The 18,541-nt window shown below is 67.4% G+C and carries 13 protein-coding genes; 10 read left to right on the top strand and 3 right to left on the bottom strand.

All coding sequences use genetic code 11. From position 1 onward, the window contains the following. The first annotated feature begins 54 nt into the window (after positions 1 to 54). From ACZK5G_RS02245 to ACZK5G_RS02270, 6 genes are all read left to right on the top strand, one after another. Positions 55 to 732: a hypothetical protein gene (locus ACZK5G_RS02245; RefSeq protein ID WP_049398327.1), complete on the top strand. Its 678-nt coding sequence runs from the start codon at positions 55 to 57 to the stop codon at positions 730 to 732. Between the two features lie 16 nt (positions 733 to 748). Next, positions 749 to 2,395, top strand: a complete 1,647-nt coding sequence (locus ACZK5G_RS02250; protein WP_478465194.1) for a CsgG/HfaB family protein — start codon at positions 749 to 751, stop codon at positions 2,393 to 2,395. Between the two features lie 653 nt (positions 2,396 to 3,048). Continuing rightward, on the top strand, positions 3,049 to 4,698 hold the full coding sequence (locus tag ACZK5G_RS02255; protein ID WP_125892416.1) for a M28 family metallopeptidase: 1,650 nt from the start codon (positions 3,049 to 3,051) through the stop codon (positions 4,696 to 4,698). Positions 4,699 to 4,910: 212 nt separating this feature from the next. After that, the gene (locus tag ACZK5G_RS02260; protein WP_049398329.1) at positions 4,911 to 6,170 is read left to right on the top strand and encodes a sensor histidine kinase; all 1,260 of its coding nucleotides are present in this window, start codon (positions 4,911 to 4,913) and stop codon (positions 6,168 to 6,170) included. Next, positions 6,160 to 6,930, top strand: a complete 771-nt coding sequence (locus ACZK5G_RS02265) for a LytR/AlgR family response regulator transcription factor (protein ID WP_032128763.1) — start codon at positions 6,160 to 6,162, stop codon at positions 6,928 to 6,930. Before ACZK5G_RS02260 ends, ACZK5G_RS02265 begins: the two co-directional genes overlap by 11 nt. 18 nt (positions 6,931 to 6,948) lie before the next feature. After that, positions 6,949 to 7,293 (top strand): hypothetical protein, encoded by a 345-nt coding sequence (locus ACZK5G_RS02270; RefSeq protein WP_032128762.1) that lies wholly within the window; start codon positions 6,949 to 6,951, stop codon positions 7,291 to 7,293. 39 nt (positions 7,294 to 7,332) lie between these two features. On the opposite strand, the gene ACZK5G_RS02275 is transcribed toward ACZK5G_RS02270, so the two are convergent. Next, entirely contained in the window at positions 7,333 to 7,947 is a 615-nt protein-coding gene (locus tag ACZK5G_RS02275) for a hypothetical protein (RefSeq protein WP_032128761.1), read from the bottom strand. Positions 7,948 to 8,256: 309 nt separating this feature from the next. Here ACZK5G_RS02275 and ACZK5G_RS02280 point away from each other — a divergent pair, with 309 nt between their 5' ends. Next, positions 8,257 to 9,186 carry an oxygenase MpaB family protein gene (locus ACZK5G_RS02280; protein ID WP_478465196.1) on the top strand — a complete coding sequence of 310 codons (930 nt, stop codon included), beginning with the start codon at positions 8,257 to 8,259 and terminating at the stop codon, positions 9,184 to 9,186. Between the two features lie 462 nt (positions 9,187 to 9,648). Here the strand turns inward: ACZK5G_RS02280 and ACZK5G_RS02285 are convergent, their stop codons facing one another. Beyond that, positions 9,649 to 10,236, bottom strand: a complete 588-nt coding sequence (locus tag ACZK5G_RS02285; protein WP_032128759.1) for a TetR/AcrR family transcriptional regulator — start codon at positions 10,234 to 10,236, stop codon at positions 9,649 to 9,651. Between the two features lie 133 nt (positions 10,237 to 10,369). Between ACZK5G_RS02285 and ACZK5G_RS02290 the strand changes: the two genes are divergently transcribed. Beyond that, a complete protein-coding gene (locus ACZK5G_RS02290; protein ID WP_478465197.1) occupies positions 10,370 to 11,584 on the top strand; it encodes an MFS transporter in 1,215 nt (404 codons plus the stop codon). Next, complete coding sequence (locus tag ACZK5G_RS02295) at positions 11,581 to 12,753, top strand: MFS transporter (protein ID WP_478465199.1); 1,173 nt, start codon at positions 11,581 to 11,583, stop codon at positions 12,751 to 12,753. The genes ACZK5G_RS02290 and ACZK5G_RS02295 overlap by 4 nt, the downstream gene beginning before the upstream one ends. 354 nt (positions 12,754 to 13,107) lie before the next feature. Here the strand turns inward: ACZK5G_RS02295 and ACZK5G_RS02300 are convergent, their stop codons facing one another. Next, positions 13,108 to 15,219 (bottom strand): M13-type metalloendopeptidase, encoded by a 2,112-nt coding sequence (locus ACZK5G_RS02300; RefSeq protein WP_197616121.1) that lies wholly within the window; start codon positions 15,217 to 15,219, stop codon positions 13,108 to 13,110. Positions 15,220 to 15,395: 176 nt separating this feature from the next. On the opposite strand from ACZK5G_RS02300, the gene ACZK5G_RS02305 reads away from it, so the two are divergent. Further along, a complete protein-coding gene (locus tag ACZK5G_RS02305; RefSeq protein WP_049398333.1) occupies positions 15,396 to 18,458 on the top strand; it encodes a bifunctional diguanylate cyclase/phosphodiesterase in 3,063 nt (1,020 codons plus the stop codon). Positions 18,459 to 18,541: the final 83 nt, after the last annotated feature.

Genomic DNA, 18,541 nt, shown 5'->3' on the forward strand with positions numbered 1-18,541 from the left:
TTACCGATTTCCCACGTGCCGCTTCGCGGCCGTCTCTCCCAAAAGGACACTCACATGATCCGCAATACCGCTCTTGTCGTGGCCATCGCGGCCGCCACCCTGTCGATGCCGGCCCACGCTGGCCTGGGCAAGCTGAAGGACCTGGCTGGCGCCGCTACCGGCACCTCCAGCAGCAGCGCCTCCAGCGCCGCCGCTCCGGACGAAGCCGCGCAGGAAGCGCTGGTGCGTCGTTTCGTCAGCTCGCAGTCGCACTCGCTGCAGGCCCAGACCTCGTTTGCCCGCGCCTTCGGCCTGGCCGAGCAGGTGCAGCTGCTGGAAGCCGAGCGCCAGGCGCTGTCGTCGGGTTCGGTCAGCGTCGATGCGATGAAGAAGTCGGTGTCGGTCAGTGAAGCTGCGCAGGCGGCGATCAACGAGCGCCAGGCCGCACAGCCGGAACTGAACGCTGAATCCAAGCAGCACTACGCCGAAGGCCTGGTCTCGCTGCTGTCCTCGGCGGCCGAAGCACAGAAGCTGGGCGGCGAAGCCAGCAACTTCACCGCCGGCATGAAGAACCTGGGCGCGACCCAGCTGGCCACCGTCGGCCGCAAGCTGGCAGCAGGTGCATGGGTGGCCAAGGAATCGCCGGGCTTCATCCAGGGCCTGTACGGTTCGACCAAGTCGGCCGTGACCTTCGCCAAGAAGAGCAAGGTGAAGGTGCCGTCCAACGCCGATTCGATGCTCGACACGCTCTGATCCGAGGCGAATCTCCATGCGTATGACCTACCGTTTGATCGGCCTGGGCCTGGCTGCCACGCTGCTTGCAGCCTGTGGCAAGCAGGACACCCCGGCCGCCGCGCCCGCCAAGGACAAGGCAACCAGTGCACTGGCCAGCAATGCGCCAGTGGAAGCAGCGCCCCTGCGTGGCACGCCGGATTTCGGCGGCACCACCCAGGTCGCGCGCGAAGCCGACGGCATCGGCAGCACCCCGGAACTGGCGGTGCTGGCGGCATTGCAGTCGGCGGTGGCGCAGGTCAACGGCGTACGCGTGGCCAGTCAGATGCAGAGCCTGCGTGCAGGCCTGCATGTGGATGTGGATGACGAACACGTCGGCAATATCCGCGCCGACGCGTTCACCCAGCAGATGATCGCCGGCTCGCAGGGCGCGGTGCTGGGCTATGAAATCCTGTCGCAGGATGAAGTGCGGCAGCTGGACGAGGAAACCATCGCCCGCGTGCGCGCCAGCGACGAAGGCTGGAGCTTCAAGGGCTCGGCGTCGGCCAGTGCCTCCGGCGAAGCCTCGGCCAAGAGCGGTTCGGCCTCGGCCAGCGTCAGGGAAAGCTACGACGAGAAGGTCAGCGTCGATGCCAAGCGTGGCGCCAGTTCGTTCGATTCCGACGTGACCCATCGCAGCATGCGCAGCTACTGGAAGGTGCGCGTGCGCGCACAGATTGCCCAGTACCGCGCGCCGGACGAGCAGGGCAAGCCGAAGATCGTGGTTGCACTGCCGCGCACCAAGGCCGGAAGCTATGCCGTGGGCGACGGCCGCGTGGACGCGGACGAAGTGGCCGATGCGATCCGCGCACGGCTGTCCGACACGCTGACCCAGACCCAGCGCTTCATCGTGCTGGACCGCGAGTTCGGCGACGAACTGCAGGCCGAGATCGACCACATCAACAGCGGCAACGTGCGCCTGCAGGACACCGCACGCGTCGGCCAGCAGCTGGCGACCGACCTGATCCTGATCCCGACCATCGAACGCTTCGAGTACCCGCGCAGCGTGCGCAACCTGCGCATGTCCGACCGCCAGGTGACCTCGTACTCCGGTGGCGGCCGCATTACCCTGCGCCTGATCAACGCCACAACCGGCCAGGTGGTGATGTCCGACAGCTTCGACCACCAGCTGGCCTCGACCGGCCCGAGCACCCTGCCGCGCGTGGTCAATGGCCGCAACATGGCCGCGGCGATGATGGAATCGCTGTCCGGCCAGATCGGCACCACCATCGTCACCACGCTGTTCCCGGTGTCAGTGGTGTCGGTGGACGGTGACCAGGTGGTGCTGAGCCAGGGCGGTGACACCGTGCAGGCCGGCCAGCGCTGGCAGGCCGTGCGCCTGGGCGAAGAACTGAAGGACCCGCAGACCGGCCGCTCGCTGGGCCGCAGCGAACACCCGTGCTGCACCATCCGCATCGACCGCGTGGCCGCACAGACCTCCTACGGCACCATCGAAGACGGCGTTGACGCCATGCGCGGCGGCTTCCGTCCGGGCCAGATTGAACTGCGCCAGAAGCTGGGCAGCAAGCCGGCTGCCGCCGCTGCTGGCGCAACGGCCTCGGCTGCACCGGCCGCCGCCGCGCGCCCGGCGGCCAAGCCGAAGCCCAAGCCCGCTGCCGCCCCGGCCGAAGACCCGAACTGGTAACACGCCAAGGCAGCACACAGATGGGGTCAGAGCCCTTTCCCACCGGGAAAGGGAACTGACCCCTTCTTGTTTCCGTCCGTGTCGACCAAGGTCGACACCTACCAACAGCGGCGTGTCGACCAAGGTCGACACCTACCAACAGCGGCGTGTCGACCAAGGTCGACACCTACCAACAGCGGCGTGCCGACCAAGGTCGACACCTACCAACAGCGGCGTGCCGACCAAGGTCGACACCTACCAACAGCGGTGTGTCGACCAAGGTCGACACCTACCAACAGCGGCGTGCCGACCAAGGTCGACACCTACCAACAGCGGTGTGTCGACCAAGGTCGACACCTACCAACAGCGGTGTGTCGATCAAGGTCGACACCTACCAACAGCGGCGTGTCGACCAAGGTCGACACCCACCAACAGCAGCGGGAACCTGTCGAAGGCGGGGTGGGTCCGGTTGCGGGGGTGTAAGCGCCATGGATGGCGCGCCCAAGCCTCCAGGGACGGATTCACGGCGTCCCCCGCAACCGGACCTACCCCGCCTACCCTCAGGAACCCAGCTTTTGCTGTTGCTTCGGCCGTTGCCGTTGTTTCTGCGGGTGCAGGGCGCAGCCCTGCCGAACCCCTTACACTCCAGAAGGATTTCCCTGCTGGAGAGAGCAATGAAACGAGTAGTACTGGGCGTGCTGGCCCTGTCAGTGTCGAGCGCACTGATGGCGGCCACCCCGAAATTCGATGGCGCGCGGATCTCCGCCGACGTCAAGGAACTGGCCTCCGACGCCTACGAAGGCCGCTCCCCGGCCACCGCCGGCGAAGAGAAGACCATCGCCTTCCTCAGCAAGCAGTTCGCCGACGCCGGCCTGCAGCCGGGCGGTGACCTCAAGGATGGCAAGCGCCTGTGGACCCAGGCGGTGCCGCTGCGCAAGGGCGACATCGTCGGCGCACCGCAGCTGGCGCTGCACCAGGGCGGCAAGACCGTTGCGCTGGAGCAGGGCAAGCAGATTGCCGTGCGCGCCGCCATGAACGGCGCCAGCAACGTCGACATCAGCAAAGCCCCGCTGGTGTTCCTCGGCTACGGCGTGAAGGCACCGGAGCGCAACTGGGATGACTTCAAGGGTGTGGACCTGAAGGGCAAGATCGCCGTCGTGCTGATCAACGACCCGGACTTCGAGACCGGCCAGGGTGATTTCGACGGCAAGGGCATGACCTACTACGGCCGTTGGACCTACAAGTACGAAGAAGGCGCCCGCCAGGGCGCGCTGGGCGTGCTGATCGTGCACGAGACCGCACCGGCGTCGTACGGCTGGGCCACCGTGGCCGGTTCCAACACCAACACCATGTTCGACGTGGTGCGCGACAACCCGGCCGACAGCCACCCGCTGCTGGAAGGCTGGATCCAGCGCGACCTGGCCGTGGAGCTGTTCCGCTCGGCCGGGCAGGACTTCGAGGCGCTGAAGAAGAAGGCGCAGCAGCGCGACTTCACCCCGGTGCCGCTGACCGGCGCCAGCCTGGACGCGAAGTACGCGGTGAAGACCGAAGTGATCACCTCGCACAACGTGGCCGCACGCCTGGAGGGCAGCAGCCACCCGGACGAGACCATCGTCTACAGCGCGCACTGGGATCACATCGGCGTGGGCGAGCCCGACGCACGTGGCGACCGGATCTTCAATGGCGCTCTGGACAACGCCAGTGGCACCGCATCGCTGATCGAACTGGCTCGTGGCTTCGCCAAGGCCAAGCGCCCGCAGCGTTCGCTGCTGTTCCTGGCGGTCACCGCCGAGGAAAAGGGCCTGCTGGGTTCGGAGTACTACGCCACCCATCCGCTGTATCCGCTGGAAAAGACCGTGGCGGTGATCAACATGGATGGCATGGCGCCGTTCGGGCCGTCGCGTGATTTCGGCATCTACGGTGCCGCGCGCTTCGAGCTGCTGGACCAGCTGAAGGACGTGGCCAAGGGCTGGGATATCCGCTACACGCCGGACCCGAAGCCGGAAGCGGGCCTGTTCTTCCGCTCCGATCACTTCCCGTTCGCCAAGCGTGGCGTGCCGGCGCTGTCCTGGTCGGCCGGCCAGGACTGGGTGGACGGTGGCGTGGCCGCAGGCAAGAAGGCCTCCGAGGACTACACCGCCAAGCGCTACCACCAGCAGGGCGACGAGTGGCAGCCGGACTGGGTGTTCGCCGGTGCCGCCCGCGACCTGGAGGTGCTGTACACGCTGGGCAACCAGCTGGCCAACTCGCGCAGCTGGCCGAACTGGAGCAAGGACGAATCGTTCCGCGCCGTGCGTGACGCCAGCGCCGACCAGCGCAAGTAAGGGAATGCGCCGGGTTCGCCCGGCGCCTCCCGGGTAGTGCCGGCCGCTGGCCGGCAACCTTGTGATGCTTGTGGAGGTCATGGGGAGCCGGCCAGCGGCCGGCTCTACCAGAATGGCTTCCATCCCCGCTTTCCGGCCCTTCGTCGCAACCCGCTTGTTTGCCCGGCGGGCCGCCCTATGCTCGGCTCACCCCCTTCCTCCAAGGCGCCGCCGTGTTCGCCAGCCTCTCTCTCCTGCTTCGTCACCTGCTGGCCTGGGCTGCGGCGCTGTTCGTCGCCGGCATGGTCTGGAGCGGCATTTTCAGCGGCATGAACGACGGCCCTGGCTGGGTGTTCGGACTGCTGGTGATGTTCCTGATGATTTCCGCGCTGGGCAGCGCGATTACCCATGTACGCCGCGTCTGGCTGGTCGCCGGCCGGCTGGATTCGACCACGCTCTCCGGCCGCCAGCGCCGCCAGGTGGAACTGCCGATGGATGCCGGCCAGGCATTCTCGGTGGTGGAAGCGGCCATCGCTGAACTGCCGCGCGTAGAAGACGTGGAAAGTTCGGCCGGCAGCCTGCAGGTGCGGGCCTACGTGCGCCGCGTGGATGCCTGGAACGGCCGCCAGCCATCGCGCTGGAACCTGCCGGCACGGCTGGCGATCAAGCGCAACAGCGTGCTGGCGACGGTCACGCCGGGGCAGGGCACCAGTACCGTCACCCTGTTGTTTGAGCCGGATGCCGGCTGGTGGGCCGACCTGCTGGCACTGGATGAGGGCAGCAACTTCGAGAACGCCGAAGCGGTCACCCGCGCGATCAGCCGCCGTGTTGCCGACCAGCGTCGCGACGAGCAGGCCGCGGCTGAGCAGACCCAGGTGGAAAAGGAGCTGTCGGTGGCCCGGTTGAACCTGCTGCATGCGCAGGTGGAACCGCACTTCCTCTACAACACGCTGGCCAACGCGCAGGTGCTGACCCGCACCGACCCGGCACGTGCCGACCAGATGCTGGGCCACCTGATCCAGTACCTGCGCAGCTCGTTGCCACAGGTGGACGAATCGCTGTCCACGCTGGGCGTGGAGCTGGAGCGCACCCGTGCCTACCTGGAGATCCTGCGTATCCGCATGGGCGCACGGCTGGGGGTGGAGGTGCAGGTACCGAACGAACTGCACGGCGTGCAGCTGCCGGCGATGGCGCTGCAGACGCTGGTGGAGAACGCGATCAAGCATGGCCTGGAACCGAAGCCCGGCGGTGGCACGATCTGGATCCTGGCGCGTGGCTTCGATGACCATGTAACGGTGACGGTGGCCGACGATGGCCTCGGCTTCGGCCAGGGCACCAGCGGTACCGGCATCGGCCTGAAGAACCTGCGCGAGCGCCTGCGCCTGACCTGCGGCGAACAGGCCGGCGTGGCGATCGTCGCCAACTTCCCCAGCGGCGTGGCCGCGACCATGACCCTGCCGCAGTCGAGCAAGGAGCGCAGCCATGCCGCTTGAGGCGCTCATTGCCGAAGACGAGGAACTGCTGCGGCAGTCGCTGGTCGAGCAGCTGGGCCGGTTGTGGCCGGACCTGAAGCTGGTGGCCGAGTGCGAGGATGGCGCCAGTGCGCTGGAACAGCTGGCCGAGAAACAGCCGGACATCGCCTTCCTCGATATCCGCATGCCCGGCATCAGTGGCATTGAAGTAGCCCGTTCGCTGTCCGAACTGAGCCCGCGCACCCAGGTGGTGTTCGTTACCGCCTACGACCAGTACGCCATCGACGCGTTCGAGCAGGGTGCGATGGACTACCTGCTGAAGCCGGTCAGCGATGAGCGCCTGCTGGCCACGCGCGAACGCATCCTGTCGCGGCTGCCATCAACGCGCCAGGACGATGCCGTACTCGAACGCCTGCTTCAGCGCCTGGGGCCGTCGCAGAGGGCGGCAGAGCGCCCGCCCTTGGCCTGGATCACCGCCAGCAACGGCCGCGAGACGCAGCTGATCATGCTGGAAGACGTGGCCTACTTCCGTGCTGACAACAAGTACACCACCGTGATGACCGCGGCCGGTGAGAGCCTGCTGCGCACACCGTTGCGCGAGCTGCTGGAAGTGCTCGATCCGCAGCACTTCCGCCAGATCCATCGCTCGACCATCGTCAACATGAAGGCGGTGGCAGCGGTCAGCCGCGACGATACCGGGCGCGGGGTGCTGCGCCTGCGTGGGCGTACGGAGACGCTGGTGGTCAGCCAACCGTTCATGAGCCTGTTCCGCGGCATGTAGCCGCACTCTGGAGGCACCATGCGCCTGTTCCTGTTTGCCTGCGTTGCTGCGCTGTCATTGGCCGGCTGCGAGAAGTCCAGCGAAACCTCGATCACCCGTACCAATGCCAACGGCGTGGACACGCTGTACAGCAAACGCACCGTGGTCGATGGCGAGGCGCGGTTCCAGTGCATCGCCAGCAGCAGTGGCCACTGCCACTACGTGGTGCTGGACCCTGCATGCAGCAGCGGGGCCGCGTGTGCCACGCCGCCGTTGCGTCGGTTCGCGGTGGCGGTGGGAAAGACCGAGGCGATGCGTGACCTGCCCAGGGGCTTCCACCAATGCGTCAGCCAGGACCCGATAGAACAATGCCACCGTGAGTGATCACGGTGGCATTGTGGGTCCCCCCGCTTCCCTGAAGGGTCAGTAGGCAGGTTGCAGTGTCAGGTCGTGGTGGTGCTCGTTCTCACCCACATGGTTCAGGCGGCCGACCAGTTCTGAGTGCTGCTTCATGCGCCCGATCTCGGTCATGATGCGGATGTCCTCATGGCGCAGCTCGCGCTTGGCAGTGACGGCCTGCTTGTAGTCCAGCACTTCCGGGTAGTGCTCGGCCAGGTCCAGTGCCTCGGCCACGTTCTCGACGCTGTCGGCCTTGGAGCTGATGCGGGCGCGGCTGTTGAAGGCCTTCATCCAACGCTCGAAACCGGCGGTGCGGTCGAACATGTTGGCCATGAACCAGATCACGAACAGGATCGAGATCCATGAGCCGAACACCACGACCACGCGGGTGAAGGTGATGTGGTAATCGTCGCGCCACAGGTAGTTGGTGATCAGCCCGAGGATCAGCAGCGAGGCCGCCTGCCAGCCGACGATCGAGGCGATCAGCCATTGGCACTTGGCCTGGGCCAGCACAGCCACTTCATCGCGGATCTGCTGCTCGCTGAGGCTGCGCCAGTGCGCGACCTGTTTTTCGAACGGGCTGCTGTAGAGCTCGTTGTCGCGAAGCAGTAGTCCCAAACCCTTGAACAAAGCAATCATGGCTGGCTCCTTGTGGAACGTGCGTCGATCAGCGTTGGACGGTGTGGCGGGTTCAGTTCTAGCACTTCCAGCGAGCCGTGCAATGGGCGCAATGCCTAGCGGCGTAAGGGTTTTGTCTGAATGGGTGAATGTTGCTGCATCGCAACATCATGGTCGTAGCCTGCGACAGGATGTCGCAGGGTGAAACGTGCTGCGGCTGCACATGAAACCGTGGCTGAGCGCGGAGGCTCGCCGTCGGCGTCGTGATCGCCCAGAATCGGGGCCGACCGCGCAACCTGCGGCCGCTCTTCCGCCTTTCCTGGACCTGTGATGCCGGCTCTGCTGCAGCGACTCTCCCGCCCCGTCACCGCGCCTATCCGGCGCTGGGTACTGGAGGCCTTCCCGCGTGGCCAGAGCGGCATCGATTACGACCACCCGCTGGGAGACCCGGGCTGGTTCGGCCCGCACAGCGTCACCTGGCGGCTGCACGCCGAGTTCCCCTCGATGCTGGCCGGAGGCCTGTGTGCGCTGATGCTGCAGACCTTGCACCCGCGCGCGCTGGCCGGCGTCTACGACCACTCCAATTTCCGCCAGGACCTGGTGGGACGCCTGCGCCGCACCACCGCCTTCGTTGCCGGCACCAGCTATGCGCCCAGCGGCGAGGTGGAGGCGCTGGTGGCCAAGGTACGCCGCATCCATGCGCAGATCCGCGGCCAGACCGCGCAGGGGGAGCCCTATGCGGCGGACGATCCGCAGCTGCTGACGTGGGTGCATGTGACCGAAGCCTTCGGTTTCCTGCAGGGCTTCCGTCGTTACGGGCGCGAGGTGCCGGCGCACATCGCCGATCGCTACTACGACGAGTACCGCTGCGTGGCCGAGGCACTGGGTGCGGTGGATGTGCCGCGCAGTGAAGCGGAAGTGGCCGCGTACTTCTGCGCGCGGCAGCCGGAACTGCGCGTCGACGAACGCTCGCGCGAAGTGCTGGAGGTGTTGTCCGGCGTGCGCCTGCCGGTACCGGTGCCGGGCCTGTCGCGCGAAGTGTTCCTCGGCGCCGGTGCGGCGCTGCTGCCGGACTGGGCCGAGGGCATGCTGGAACGCAATGCGCGCCAGCGCGCACAAGCTGCAGCGTCGGCGAAGCTGATGCAGGGCATGGCGCCGCTGTTCCGCCGCGCGCTGCCCGATGGCCTGGCCAGCCGCGCCTGCACGCGCATGGGCGTGCCGGTGGCGGTGTTGCGCGAGTGGCCCGAACTGCTCCGGTAGGTGCCCACCTTGGTTGGCACGCATTTCGCGCGGTGCCGCAGAAGCGCCAACCAAGGTTGGCCTCTACCAGAGCGGATTCCGCAGTAAGTGGATCTACTGACACCATGGTTCTGGTAGCTGCCGACCTTGGTCGGCACGCATTTCGCGCGGTGCCGAAGAAGCGCCAACCAAGGTTGGCCTCTACCAGAGCGGATTCCGCAGTAGGTGGATCTACTGACACCATGGTTCTGGTAGCTGCCGACCTTGGTTGGCACGCATTTCGCGCGGTGCCGCAGAAGCGCCAACCAAGGTTGGCCTCTACCAGAGCGGATTCCGCAGTAAGTGGATCTACTGACACCATGGTTCTGGTAGCTGCCGACCTTGGTCGGCACGCATTTCGCGCGGTGCCGCAGAAGCGCCAACCAAGGTTGGCCTCTACCAGAGCGGATTCCGCAGTAGATCCACGCCATGCGTGGATGGGCTTCATCCGGCCGACTTCAACCCACGCAACAGCATCTCCAGCGCCGCCGTCGCCTGCTGCAGGCGCGCGTCGCCATCCTCGCCCTCGGCGATCCAGAACGCGGCCTCGGCCAGGCTGCCGTAGATCAGCGACGCCAGCGCCTGCGCGTCCACCGGCGCCACCACGCCCTGCGCCACCAGATGTTCGATCAGGTGCTGCATCGAGTGCACGCAGTGGCGCTGCGATTCCGGTGAGGCGCCACCCAGTACCGCGCGCGCATCGCGCAGCACGATGCGCTGGATCTCCGGCTCCAGTGCCATCTCCAGATAGGCGCGGCAACGCTGCACGAAGCCGTCCCAGGCATCATCCGCGCCATCGCTGATCGCCTGCAGACGCAGGTCGGTCTCGGCATCGAGCTGGGCGACGACAGCCGCCAGCAGACCCTTCTTGTCGCCGAAGTGGTGGTACAGCGCGCCGCGGGTCAGCCCGGCCTGGGCGGTCAGGTCGTCCATCGAGGTGGCGGCATAGCCATGCGCGCTGAACACCCGGCGGGCGGTGGCCAGCAGGGTGGCGCGGGTTTCTTCCATCTCGGCGCGGGTGCGACGAACCATCCGGAGCTCCTTACATACACAGTGCATGATTATTTACATACGGTTCGTATGAATGTAGCCTCTTATTCATACGCTCTGTATGTATTGTCGTGGCGCCCGGTGCGCCAGGCAAGTCACTGCCCTGGAGAACCTGATGGCCACCCCCTATCGCGACCTGTTCGCGGCCCCCGGCACCGCCGGCCTCGCCCTGGCCGGGCTGCTGGCACGCCTTCCTCTACCGATGACCGGTATCGGCATCATCACCCTGCTGTCCCAGCTGCGCGGCAGCTATGCACTGGCCGGTGCGGTGTCGGCCACCTTCGTGCTGACCTACGCGTTGCTGTCGCCGCAGGTATCGCGCTGGGTCGACCGGCGCGGGCAGGGCAGGGTGCTGCCGTGGGCCACCGCGGCCAGTGCGGCCGGGTTGCTGTTGCTGCTTGCGTGCACGCTGCTGGCCGCGCCGGACTGGACGCTGTTCATTGCGGCGATGCTGGCCGGTTGCATGCCCAGCGTGTCGGCGATGGTGCGCGCGCGCTGGACCGCGATCCATCGCGGGCGCCCGCAGCTGCAGACCGCGTATTCGCTGGAGACCGTGTTCGACGAGGTGACCTTCATCGCCGGGCCACCGTTGTCCGTCGGGTTGTCGGTGGTGGTATGGCCGCAGGCCGGCGTGCTGGCCGCCGCCCTGCTGCTGGTGCTCGGGGTGACCGCACTGGTTCTGCAACGCGGTACCGAACCACCGCTGCAGCGCTGCGAAGGCGCAACACCCTCGCGCTCGCTGCTGCGGCAAGCGGAGATCCGCCTGCTGGCGTTGCTGATGCTGGCGATGGGTGTGATTGTCGGTACCGTCGACATCACCAGCGTGGCCTTCGCCGAACAGCGCGGGCAGCCACTGGCTGCCAGTTGGGTGCTGTCGGCCTATGCGCTGGGCAGCTGCGCGGCGGGCCTGCTGTTTGGTGCGCTGAAGCTGCAGATCCCGTTGCCGCGCCTGTTGCTGACCGGAGCAGCGGCCACTGCATTGGCCACGCTACCGCTGCTGTGGGTCGGCAGCCTGCCTGCCCTGGCCGTTGCCGTGCTGCTGGCCGGGGTGTTCTTCGCGCCGACGATGATCGTTGCGATGTCGCTGGTCGAACAGTACGTGCCCGAATCGCGCCTGACCGAAGGCATGACCTGGTTGCTGGCCGGATTGAACATCGGCGTGGCGCTGGGCGCAGCACTGTCCGGGCAGAGCGTCGATGCGGGGGGCGTGCGCAGCGGCTTTGCTGTTGCGCTGGTGGCAGGCGGTGGCGTGCTGCTGTTCGCCGTGCTCGCGCAACGTGCACTGCGCCCGTCTGCCTCGACCACATCCCCTGAAGGAATCCTCCCGTGAGCGCTTCATCGCCTGCGCACGCCGCGCCTGTGCCTCGTCATCCGTGGTGGGCGGTTTCCGCCGTCGGCCTCGCCACGTTCTCGGTGGTCACCACCGAAATGCTGCCGGTCGGCCTGCTGACCCCGATCGCCGAAGATCTCGGCGCGTCCACCGGCACCGCCGGCCTGATGATCTCGCTGCCGGCCCTGCTGGCGGCAGTGTTCGCACCGCTGGTGGTGATCGCAGCCGGTGGCATTGATCGCCGTCGCATCCTGTGCGCGCTGCTTGCGCTCCTGCTGGTCGCCAACCTCGCGTCGGCGCTGGCACCGGGCATCGGCTGGCTGTTGGCCGCACGGGTGCTGGTGGGGTTCTGCATGGGCGGCATCTGGGCCATCGCCGGCGGTCTGGCTGCGCGCCTGGTGCCGGCTGACCGCATCGGCCTGGCTACTTCGATCATCTTCGGCGGCGTGGCCGCAGCGTCGGTGTTGGGCGTTCCGTTGGGCGCGCTGATCGGGGATGCATTGGGTTGGCGCAGCGCCTTTGTGGTGATGGCGTTGTTCAGTGCGGCGGTGATGCTGCTGCATCTGCGGGTGGTTCCCGCGTTACCTGTAAGTACATCGGTGCGGCCGCGGCAGTTCGTGCAGCAGCTTGGCCAGCGCGACCTGCGGCGTGGCCTGTGGCTGACCGTGCTGCTGGTGTCCGGGCACTTCATCGCCTTCACCTACGTGCGGCCGCTGCTGACGTCCGTCTCGGGCGTGGAGGCGTCGTGGATCGGTGCACTGCTGTTTGCCTACGGCCTGGCCGGCATCGCCGGCAACTTCATTGCCGGGCCGCTGGCAGCGCGCCATCCGCGCGGTACGTTGCTGGCGATCGCATCGGGCCTGCTGCTGACGCCGCTGCTGTTGCTGTGGCTGGGTGGCACGCCGAGCGGTGGCATTGCGGTGCTGCTGCTATGGGGCCTGGCCTATGGCGGCGTATCGGTGGGCCTGATGAGCTGGATGATGAAAGCGGTGCCGCAGGCCGTGGAGATCGCCACCGCCCTGTATGTAGGCGTGTTCAACATCGGTATCGCGCTCGGGGCGTGGGGCGGGGGACGGCTGCTGGATGGTGTCGGGTCATACGCCACGCTTTGGGCTGCTGCGGTGTTGGCTGCGAGCGCTCTGCTGATGGTTGCCACCACCCGCAGGTAGATCCACGCCATGCGTGGATTCCTGCCCCGTGCCAACCAAGGTTGGCACCCACCAGAGCGGGGCATGTGCCAACCAAGGTTGGCACCCACCAGAGCGGGGCATGTGCCAACCAAGGTTGGCACCCACCAGAGCGGGGCATGTGCCAACCAGGGTTGGCAGCTACCAGAGCGGGGCATTTGCCAACCAAGGTTGGCAGCTACCAGAGCGGGGCATGTGCCGACCAGGGTTGGCAGCTACCAGAGCGGGGCATTTGCCGACCAAGGTCGGCACCCACCAGAGCGGGGCATGTGCCAACCCAGGTTGGCAGCTACCGGGAAATGAAACGGGCGCCTTGCGGCGCCCGTTCCGGTTACATCACCACACCTTGACCCGCTTGTCCGGGGCCAGGTACAGCTTCTGGCCTTCCTTCACTTCGAACGCCGGGTACCAGGCGTCGATGTTGCGCACGGTGAGTGCGCGGAACTGGCCCGGTGCATGCACATCGGTCAGCAGCGAGTTGCGCAGCGCCTGCTCGCGGCTCTTGCTGCGCCACGCCTGGGCGAAGCCGAGGAAGAAGCGCTGGTCGGGGGTGAAGCCTTCCAGGGTCTGGCCCGGCTTGCCCTGCAGCGACAGCTGGTAGGCATCGTAGGCGGTACCCAGGCCAGCCACGTCGGCGATGTTCTCGCCCAGGGTCAGCTTGCCGTTCACATGCACGCCCGGGAACGGCTCGTAGCTGCTGAACTGTGCGGCCAGCGCATCACCAGCGGCGTTGAACTGCTTCAGGTCTTCAGCGGTCCACCAGTTGTGCAGCTTGCCGGTCTCGTCGAACAGCGCACCGGCGTTGTCGAAGCCGTGGCTGATCTCGTGGCCGATCACTGCGCCGATGGCGCCGTAGTTCACCGCGTCGTCGGCAGCACCGTCGAAGAACGGCGGCTGCAGGATCGCGGCCGGGAACACCAGGCGGTTCTCCAGCGGCACGTTCATCGCGTTGATGGTCTGCGGCAGCATCGCCCACTCGCTATGGTCGACCGCCTTGCCCAGCTTGGCGATGTTGCGCTGGTACTCGAACAGTTCGGCGCGCTGCGCATTGCCCAGCGCGTCATCACGGCGGATCTCCAGGCCGGTGTAATCACGCCACTTTTCCGGGTAACCCATGCCCACGGTCAGGCCGGCCACCTTGGCCTTGGCGCTGGCCTTGGTCTGCGGCGACATCCACGCGAGCGCGTCGATGCGCTTGGCGAAGGCGGCGATGATGTTCTTCGCCATCTCGTCCGCGCGTTCCTTGGTCTTGGCGTCGAAGTGCTTCTCGACGTAACGCTTGCCGATCGCTTCGCCGATGGCATGGTTGGCGTCGTCCACTGCACGCTTCCAGCGGTCGCTCTGCTGCGGCGTGCCGCTCAGCGTGGTGCCGTGGAAAGCGAAGCGAGCATCGGCGAATTTCTTCGGCAGGTAGGCAGCGGCGCGGTCCAGCGCGTGGAAGGCCAGGTAATCCTTCCAGACATCCAGCGGCTCGGTGGCGACCAGCTTGGACAGGCCGGCCACGGCCTTGGGCTGCCAGACGATGAAGTCCTGCTGCTTGCCCAGCGCGGCCGCGTCGAGGAAGGCGTTCCAATCCATGCCCGGCGCCTTGGCATTGAAGTCGGCCTGGGTCCAGGGATTGGCGCCCTTGGTCACATCATTGGTTTCTTCCTGAGTGGCGTGCGCCTGCGCGATCTTCGTCTCCAGCGCGAGGATGCGCTGCGCCTTGCCCGCCGGATCGGCGACACCGGCCAGCTGCAGCATCTGTGCGATGTAGGCCTGGTACTGCTTGCGCAGCTCGGCCATGCGGCCGGCGCCCAGGTAGAAGTCACGGTCGGGCATGCCCAGGCCGCCCTGCACCAGGTAGGGTGCGTTGCGGTCCGGCTGCAGCAGGTCCACCGACACCCACAGGCCGAACAGGCGGTCGGTGTAGAAGTTGGTCGCATTGAGCAGGTCGACATCGGCACGCACGTCGCCGCCGAGGGCACGGGCCAGCCCGGCCTTGTCGGCGATCGCATCGATGGCCTTCAGCTGCGGCTGCACCGGCGCGATGCCGTGCTGCTCGATGCCGGCTTCGTCCATGTAGGCGGCGTAGTAGTCGCCGATCAGCTTGTCATCACCGCTGGCCTGGGTGTTGCCGGCGGCGCCTTCGAGAATGGCGCGGGTGTCGGCCAGGGTCTTCTCGGCGATGACGTTGAAGCTGCCGAAGCGCGAGCGGTCGGCCGGGATCTCGGTGTTCTTCACCCAGGTGCCGTTGGCGAAGCCGAAGAAATCATCGCCGGCGTTGATGCTGCGGTCCATGCCGCTGGCATCGAAGCCGAAGCTGCCCAGCATCGGCTTGGCGGCTGCGGGTGCGGCATCGGCCGGCGCGGCGGTGCCGGCAGCCGGATCGGCCGGGCGGTCGCAGGCGGCCAGGGACAGGCTGGCAACGATGGCCAGTGCCAGGGTGGGACGGCGCAGCTTGGACATGGACTTCTCTTGCAGCGGAAAACCCCAAGTCTAATCCGCTCCGCCCCGGCTGGCCCTCCCGTAGTGCCGCCCGCCCTGTGCGGGATCTGGCTGAACGCGCGGAAGCGATCTTCACGCCGTCACCGGTGTGGTGCATGCTGGCCTCAGGAGCCCTGCGCGGACACGGGGAGGTGGCCATGCGGGGGCGGGTCAGGCGTCAAGAATGGCGTCCGCCGGCCGTTGAGGTCGGGGATGTGGAGGATTCGTTCGCGCATGAAGCCAGCCGACTGCACAAGGAAGACCAACCGATGCCCGCGCTGAAACGGGCGTTGGCCCGGCCGCTGCGCGCCATTACCTGGGGCGGGGTGTTGCTGGGCATTCTGCTGGTGGCCGGGTTGACCACCATGCTGGCCAACGACCATCACCGCCGGCTGGAGGCCGCACAGCGCCAGAGCCGTGCCCTGGCGGTGGGCAGCGAGCGCCTGCTGGCGCTGGAGCTGCGCAACCTGGAGCGGGCGATGTCCGGCATCGCCGCCGATGCCGTTGAAGTGTTCCGCAGCGTGCCCGCGCAGGCGCCGGCGCTGCTTGATGCCTCCATCGGCGGCGTGCTGCGCCGGCATGCCGAGCTGCACAGCATCGTGGTGCTGGACAGCTATGGCCGCGCCCTGACGGCCGGCAAAGGTGACCTGAACCTGCCGCTGTGGACCGACCCGCAGCGCCGCGGCCTGGGCAGTTCGCTGTACATCGGCCCGCCGCTGCGCGCCAGCGACGGTGGCTGGGTGGTGCCGCTGGCGCTGCCGATGGCCGGTGACCGCTGGTTGCTGGCGCGGCTGCGCTGCGGCGAACTGCAGCGCATCATCGGCGGCCTCGATGTTGGCCCGAACGGGCTGGTCTCGATCAGCGATGCGGAAGGCTACATGCTGGCCCGCGTACCGGACCCGCACGGTACGGTCGGCCGACGCTACGATCTCCCGCATCGCGACCTGCTCGGCAAGCAGGCCGTGGTCGAGCTGGGCAGCCTGCCGGGCGCGGTCGATGGTGTGCAGCGCATCATCACCATCAGCACGCTGGAGCGCAGCCCGCTGGCGGTGCAGGTCGGGTTGGCCGATGAGGACGTGCTGGCGCCATGGTGGCCCTACCTGCAGGCGTCAGTAGCGATCGTGCTGGCCTACGTCGGGGTGCTGCTGGTCCTGCTGTACGCGGTGCGCCGCAGCACCCGCCGCCAGCAGTCGATGGCGGAGGAACTGAAGACAGGGCATGCCGAACTGCGCCTGGCCCACCAGGTCGGGCGCGTCTGCACCTGGTACGTGGACGAGGATGCCGCACTGTTGCGCTGGTCACCGCTGGCGCGTGAGATCTTCGGCGTGCAGACCGATGCGCTGCCGGTGGCCGATTTCTTCGCGCGCGTGCATCGTGATGATGCAGCGCGCCTGCAGCAGGCCTTCGACCAGGCCTTCGCCGGTGGCGCGGTGCTCGACCAGGTGTTCCGCCTGGTACTGCCCGGAGGCGCAGTGCGCTGGGTGGGCGCACGCGGGCAGCGGGTGGAGGTGGCCGACAGCGAGCGCCGCATGATCGGTGCGCTGACCGACCTGAGCGAACGCTACCAGGCCCGCGAGCAGATGAGCGAAGTGGAACGCCGCTTCCGCCTGTTGTTCGACCGCAATCCAGCACCGTTCTGGGTGTTCGATCCGGATACGCTGCGCTTCATCGAGGTCAACGATGCCGCCGTGCGCCAGTACGGCTACAGCCGCGAGGAATTCCTGGCGATGAGCATCCTCGACATCCGCCCGCGCGAAGGCTGGGACGAGGTGAAGGGTGCGATCGCCAAGGCCCGTGTCGGCGAGCTGCAGGATGCCACCGTGCGCCTGCACCGGCGCAAGGACGGCAGTGTGTTCGAAGTGCGCGCACACCTGTCCAGGCTCGATTTCGATGGCCAGCCCGCCTGCCTGGTGCTGGCCGAGGATGTGAGCGAGCGGCTGGCTTACGAGCGCGACCTGGCCTACCAGGCGCGGCACAACCCGGCCACCGGCCTGCTCAACGTGCGTGCGTTGACCGAACAGCTGGACGAGCAGCAGGAGGGCTACACCATCGCCTTCGTGCAGTTGCGAGGACTGCAGCTGGTGGCCGACACGCTGGGCCGCGAGATCGGCGATGCGGTGCTGCAGTCGATGGCGACCCGGCTCGGTGGCCTGGGCGCGCGCTGCGGCACGCTGGCATTCCAGCCGGCGGAGGACTTCGTGTTCGCCATCGGTGCCGAGCACGATACCCAGCGCGTGCTGGACGACCTGCTGCAGATCGTGTCGGCGCCGATGCGCGGCAAGGATTCGCTGCACCAGTTCGAGCCGCGCATCGGCGTGGCCGTGCACATTGCCGGCGACGGCCACAGCGCCGAGCAGGTGATCGGCATGGCCGCACAGGCCGCGCATGCCGCGCGCGCCGAAGGCAATGTGGTGGTCTGGTTCGACGCGGCGGTGACCACGCGGTTGGCCGACCGCCTGCGCCTGGCCGGACGCATCCACGCCGCCATCGACAACGAGTTCCAGCTGTATTTCCAGCCGATCCGGCACGCCAGCGATGGCAGCCCGGCCGCGCTGGAGGCCCTGCTGCGCTGGCCGCAGGCCGATGGCAGCTTCATCCCGCCCAACGAGTTCATCCAGCTGTGTGAGGACACCGGGCTGATCCTGGCACTGGGGCGCTGGGTGATCCGTGCGGCGGCGAAGGCGCAGCGCCGGCTGGTCGAGGCAGGTTGGGGCGAGCTGCCGATCGCGGTCAATGTATCGGCGGTGCAGTTCTTCAACAGCGATCTGGTGGCCGAGTTCACCCGCGCGCAGCAGGAGTTCGGCCTGGCCCGCGGCGCGCTGCACGTGGAGCTGACCGAGAGCAGCCTGATGCGCAAGCCGGCGCAGGCGATGCAGACCATGCAGCGCCTGCACGAGCAGGGCATCAGTGTGTCGCTGGATGATTTCGGTACCGGTTATTCCAGCATGTCCTACCTGCAGCACCTGCCGCTGGACATCCTGAAGATCGACCGCAGCTTCGTCGCCGACGTGGAAACCAATCCGCGCAATGCCTCGATCTGCCGCGCGCTGCTGTCGCTGGGCCACAGCATGGGCCTGACCATCATCGCCGAGGGCGTGGAAACGCCGGGGCAGCTGGACTGGCTGGCTGCGCACGGCTGCGACCAGGTGCAGGGTTACCTGCTCGGGCGGCCGGCGCCGCTGGAACGGATCATCGAGGCGCTGGATGAGGTTGCCGCCTAAGTGGTAGTGCCGGCCGCTGGCCGGCATTCGCCCAGGACCGGGATGTGTCTGATTGCCGGCCAGCGGCCGGCACTACCGGCAAG

The organism is Stenotrophomonas sp. 62841_Sma (genome assembly GCF_056482945.1).

Excerpts from the sequence above, each read along its gene's own strand:
- ACZK5G_RS02245 (WP_049398327.1), top strand. The coding sequence starts at position 55 with ATGATCCGCAATACCGCTCTTGTCGTGGCCATCGCGGCCGCCACCCTG.
- ACZK5G_RS02250 (WP_478465194.1), top strand. The coding sequence starts at position 749 with ATGCGTATGACCTACCGTTTGATCGGCCTGGGCCTGGCTGCCACGCTG.
- ACZK5G_RS02255 (WP_125892416.1), top strand. The coding sequence starts at position 3,049 with ATGAAACGAGTAGTACTGGGCGTGCTGGCCCTGTCAGTGTCGAGCGCA.
- ACZK5G_RS02265 (WP_032128763.1), top strand. The coding sequence starts at position 6,160 with ATGCCGCTTGAGGCGCTCATTGCCGAAGACGAGGAACTGCTGCGGCAG.
- ACZK5G_RS02270 (WP_032128762.1), top strand. The coding sequence starts at position 6,949 with ATGCGCCTGTTCCTGTTTGCCTGCGTTGCTGCGCTGTCATTGGCCGGC.
- ACZK5G_RS02275 (WP_032128761.1), bottom strand. The coding sequence starts at position 7,947 with ATGATTGCTTTGTTCAAGGGTTTGGGACTACTGCTTCGCGACAACGAG.
- ACZK5G_RS02280 (WP_478465196.1), top strand. The coding sequence starts at position 8,257 with ATGCCGGCTCTGCTGCAGCGACTCTCCCGCCCCGTCACCGCGCCTATC.
- ACZK5G_RS02285 (WP_032128759.1), bottom strand. The coding sequence starts at position 10,236 with ATGGTTCGTCGCACCCGCGCCGAGATGGAAGAAACCCGCGCCACCCTG.
- ACZK5G_RS02290 (WP_478465197.1), top strand. The coding sequence starts at position 10,370 with ATGGCCACCCCCTATCGCGACCTGTTCGCGGCCCCCGGCACCGCCGGC.
- ACZK5G_RS02300 (WP_197616121.1), bottom strand. The coding sequence starts at position 15,219 with ATGTCCAAGCTGCGCCGTCCCACCCTGGCACTGGCCATCGTTGCCAGC.
- ACZK5G_RS02305 (WP_049398333.1), top strand. The coding sequence starts at position 15,396 with ATGCGGGGGCGGGTCAGGCGTCAAGAATGGCGTCCGCCGGCCGTTGAG.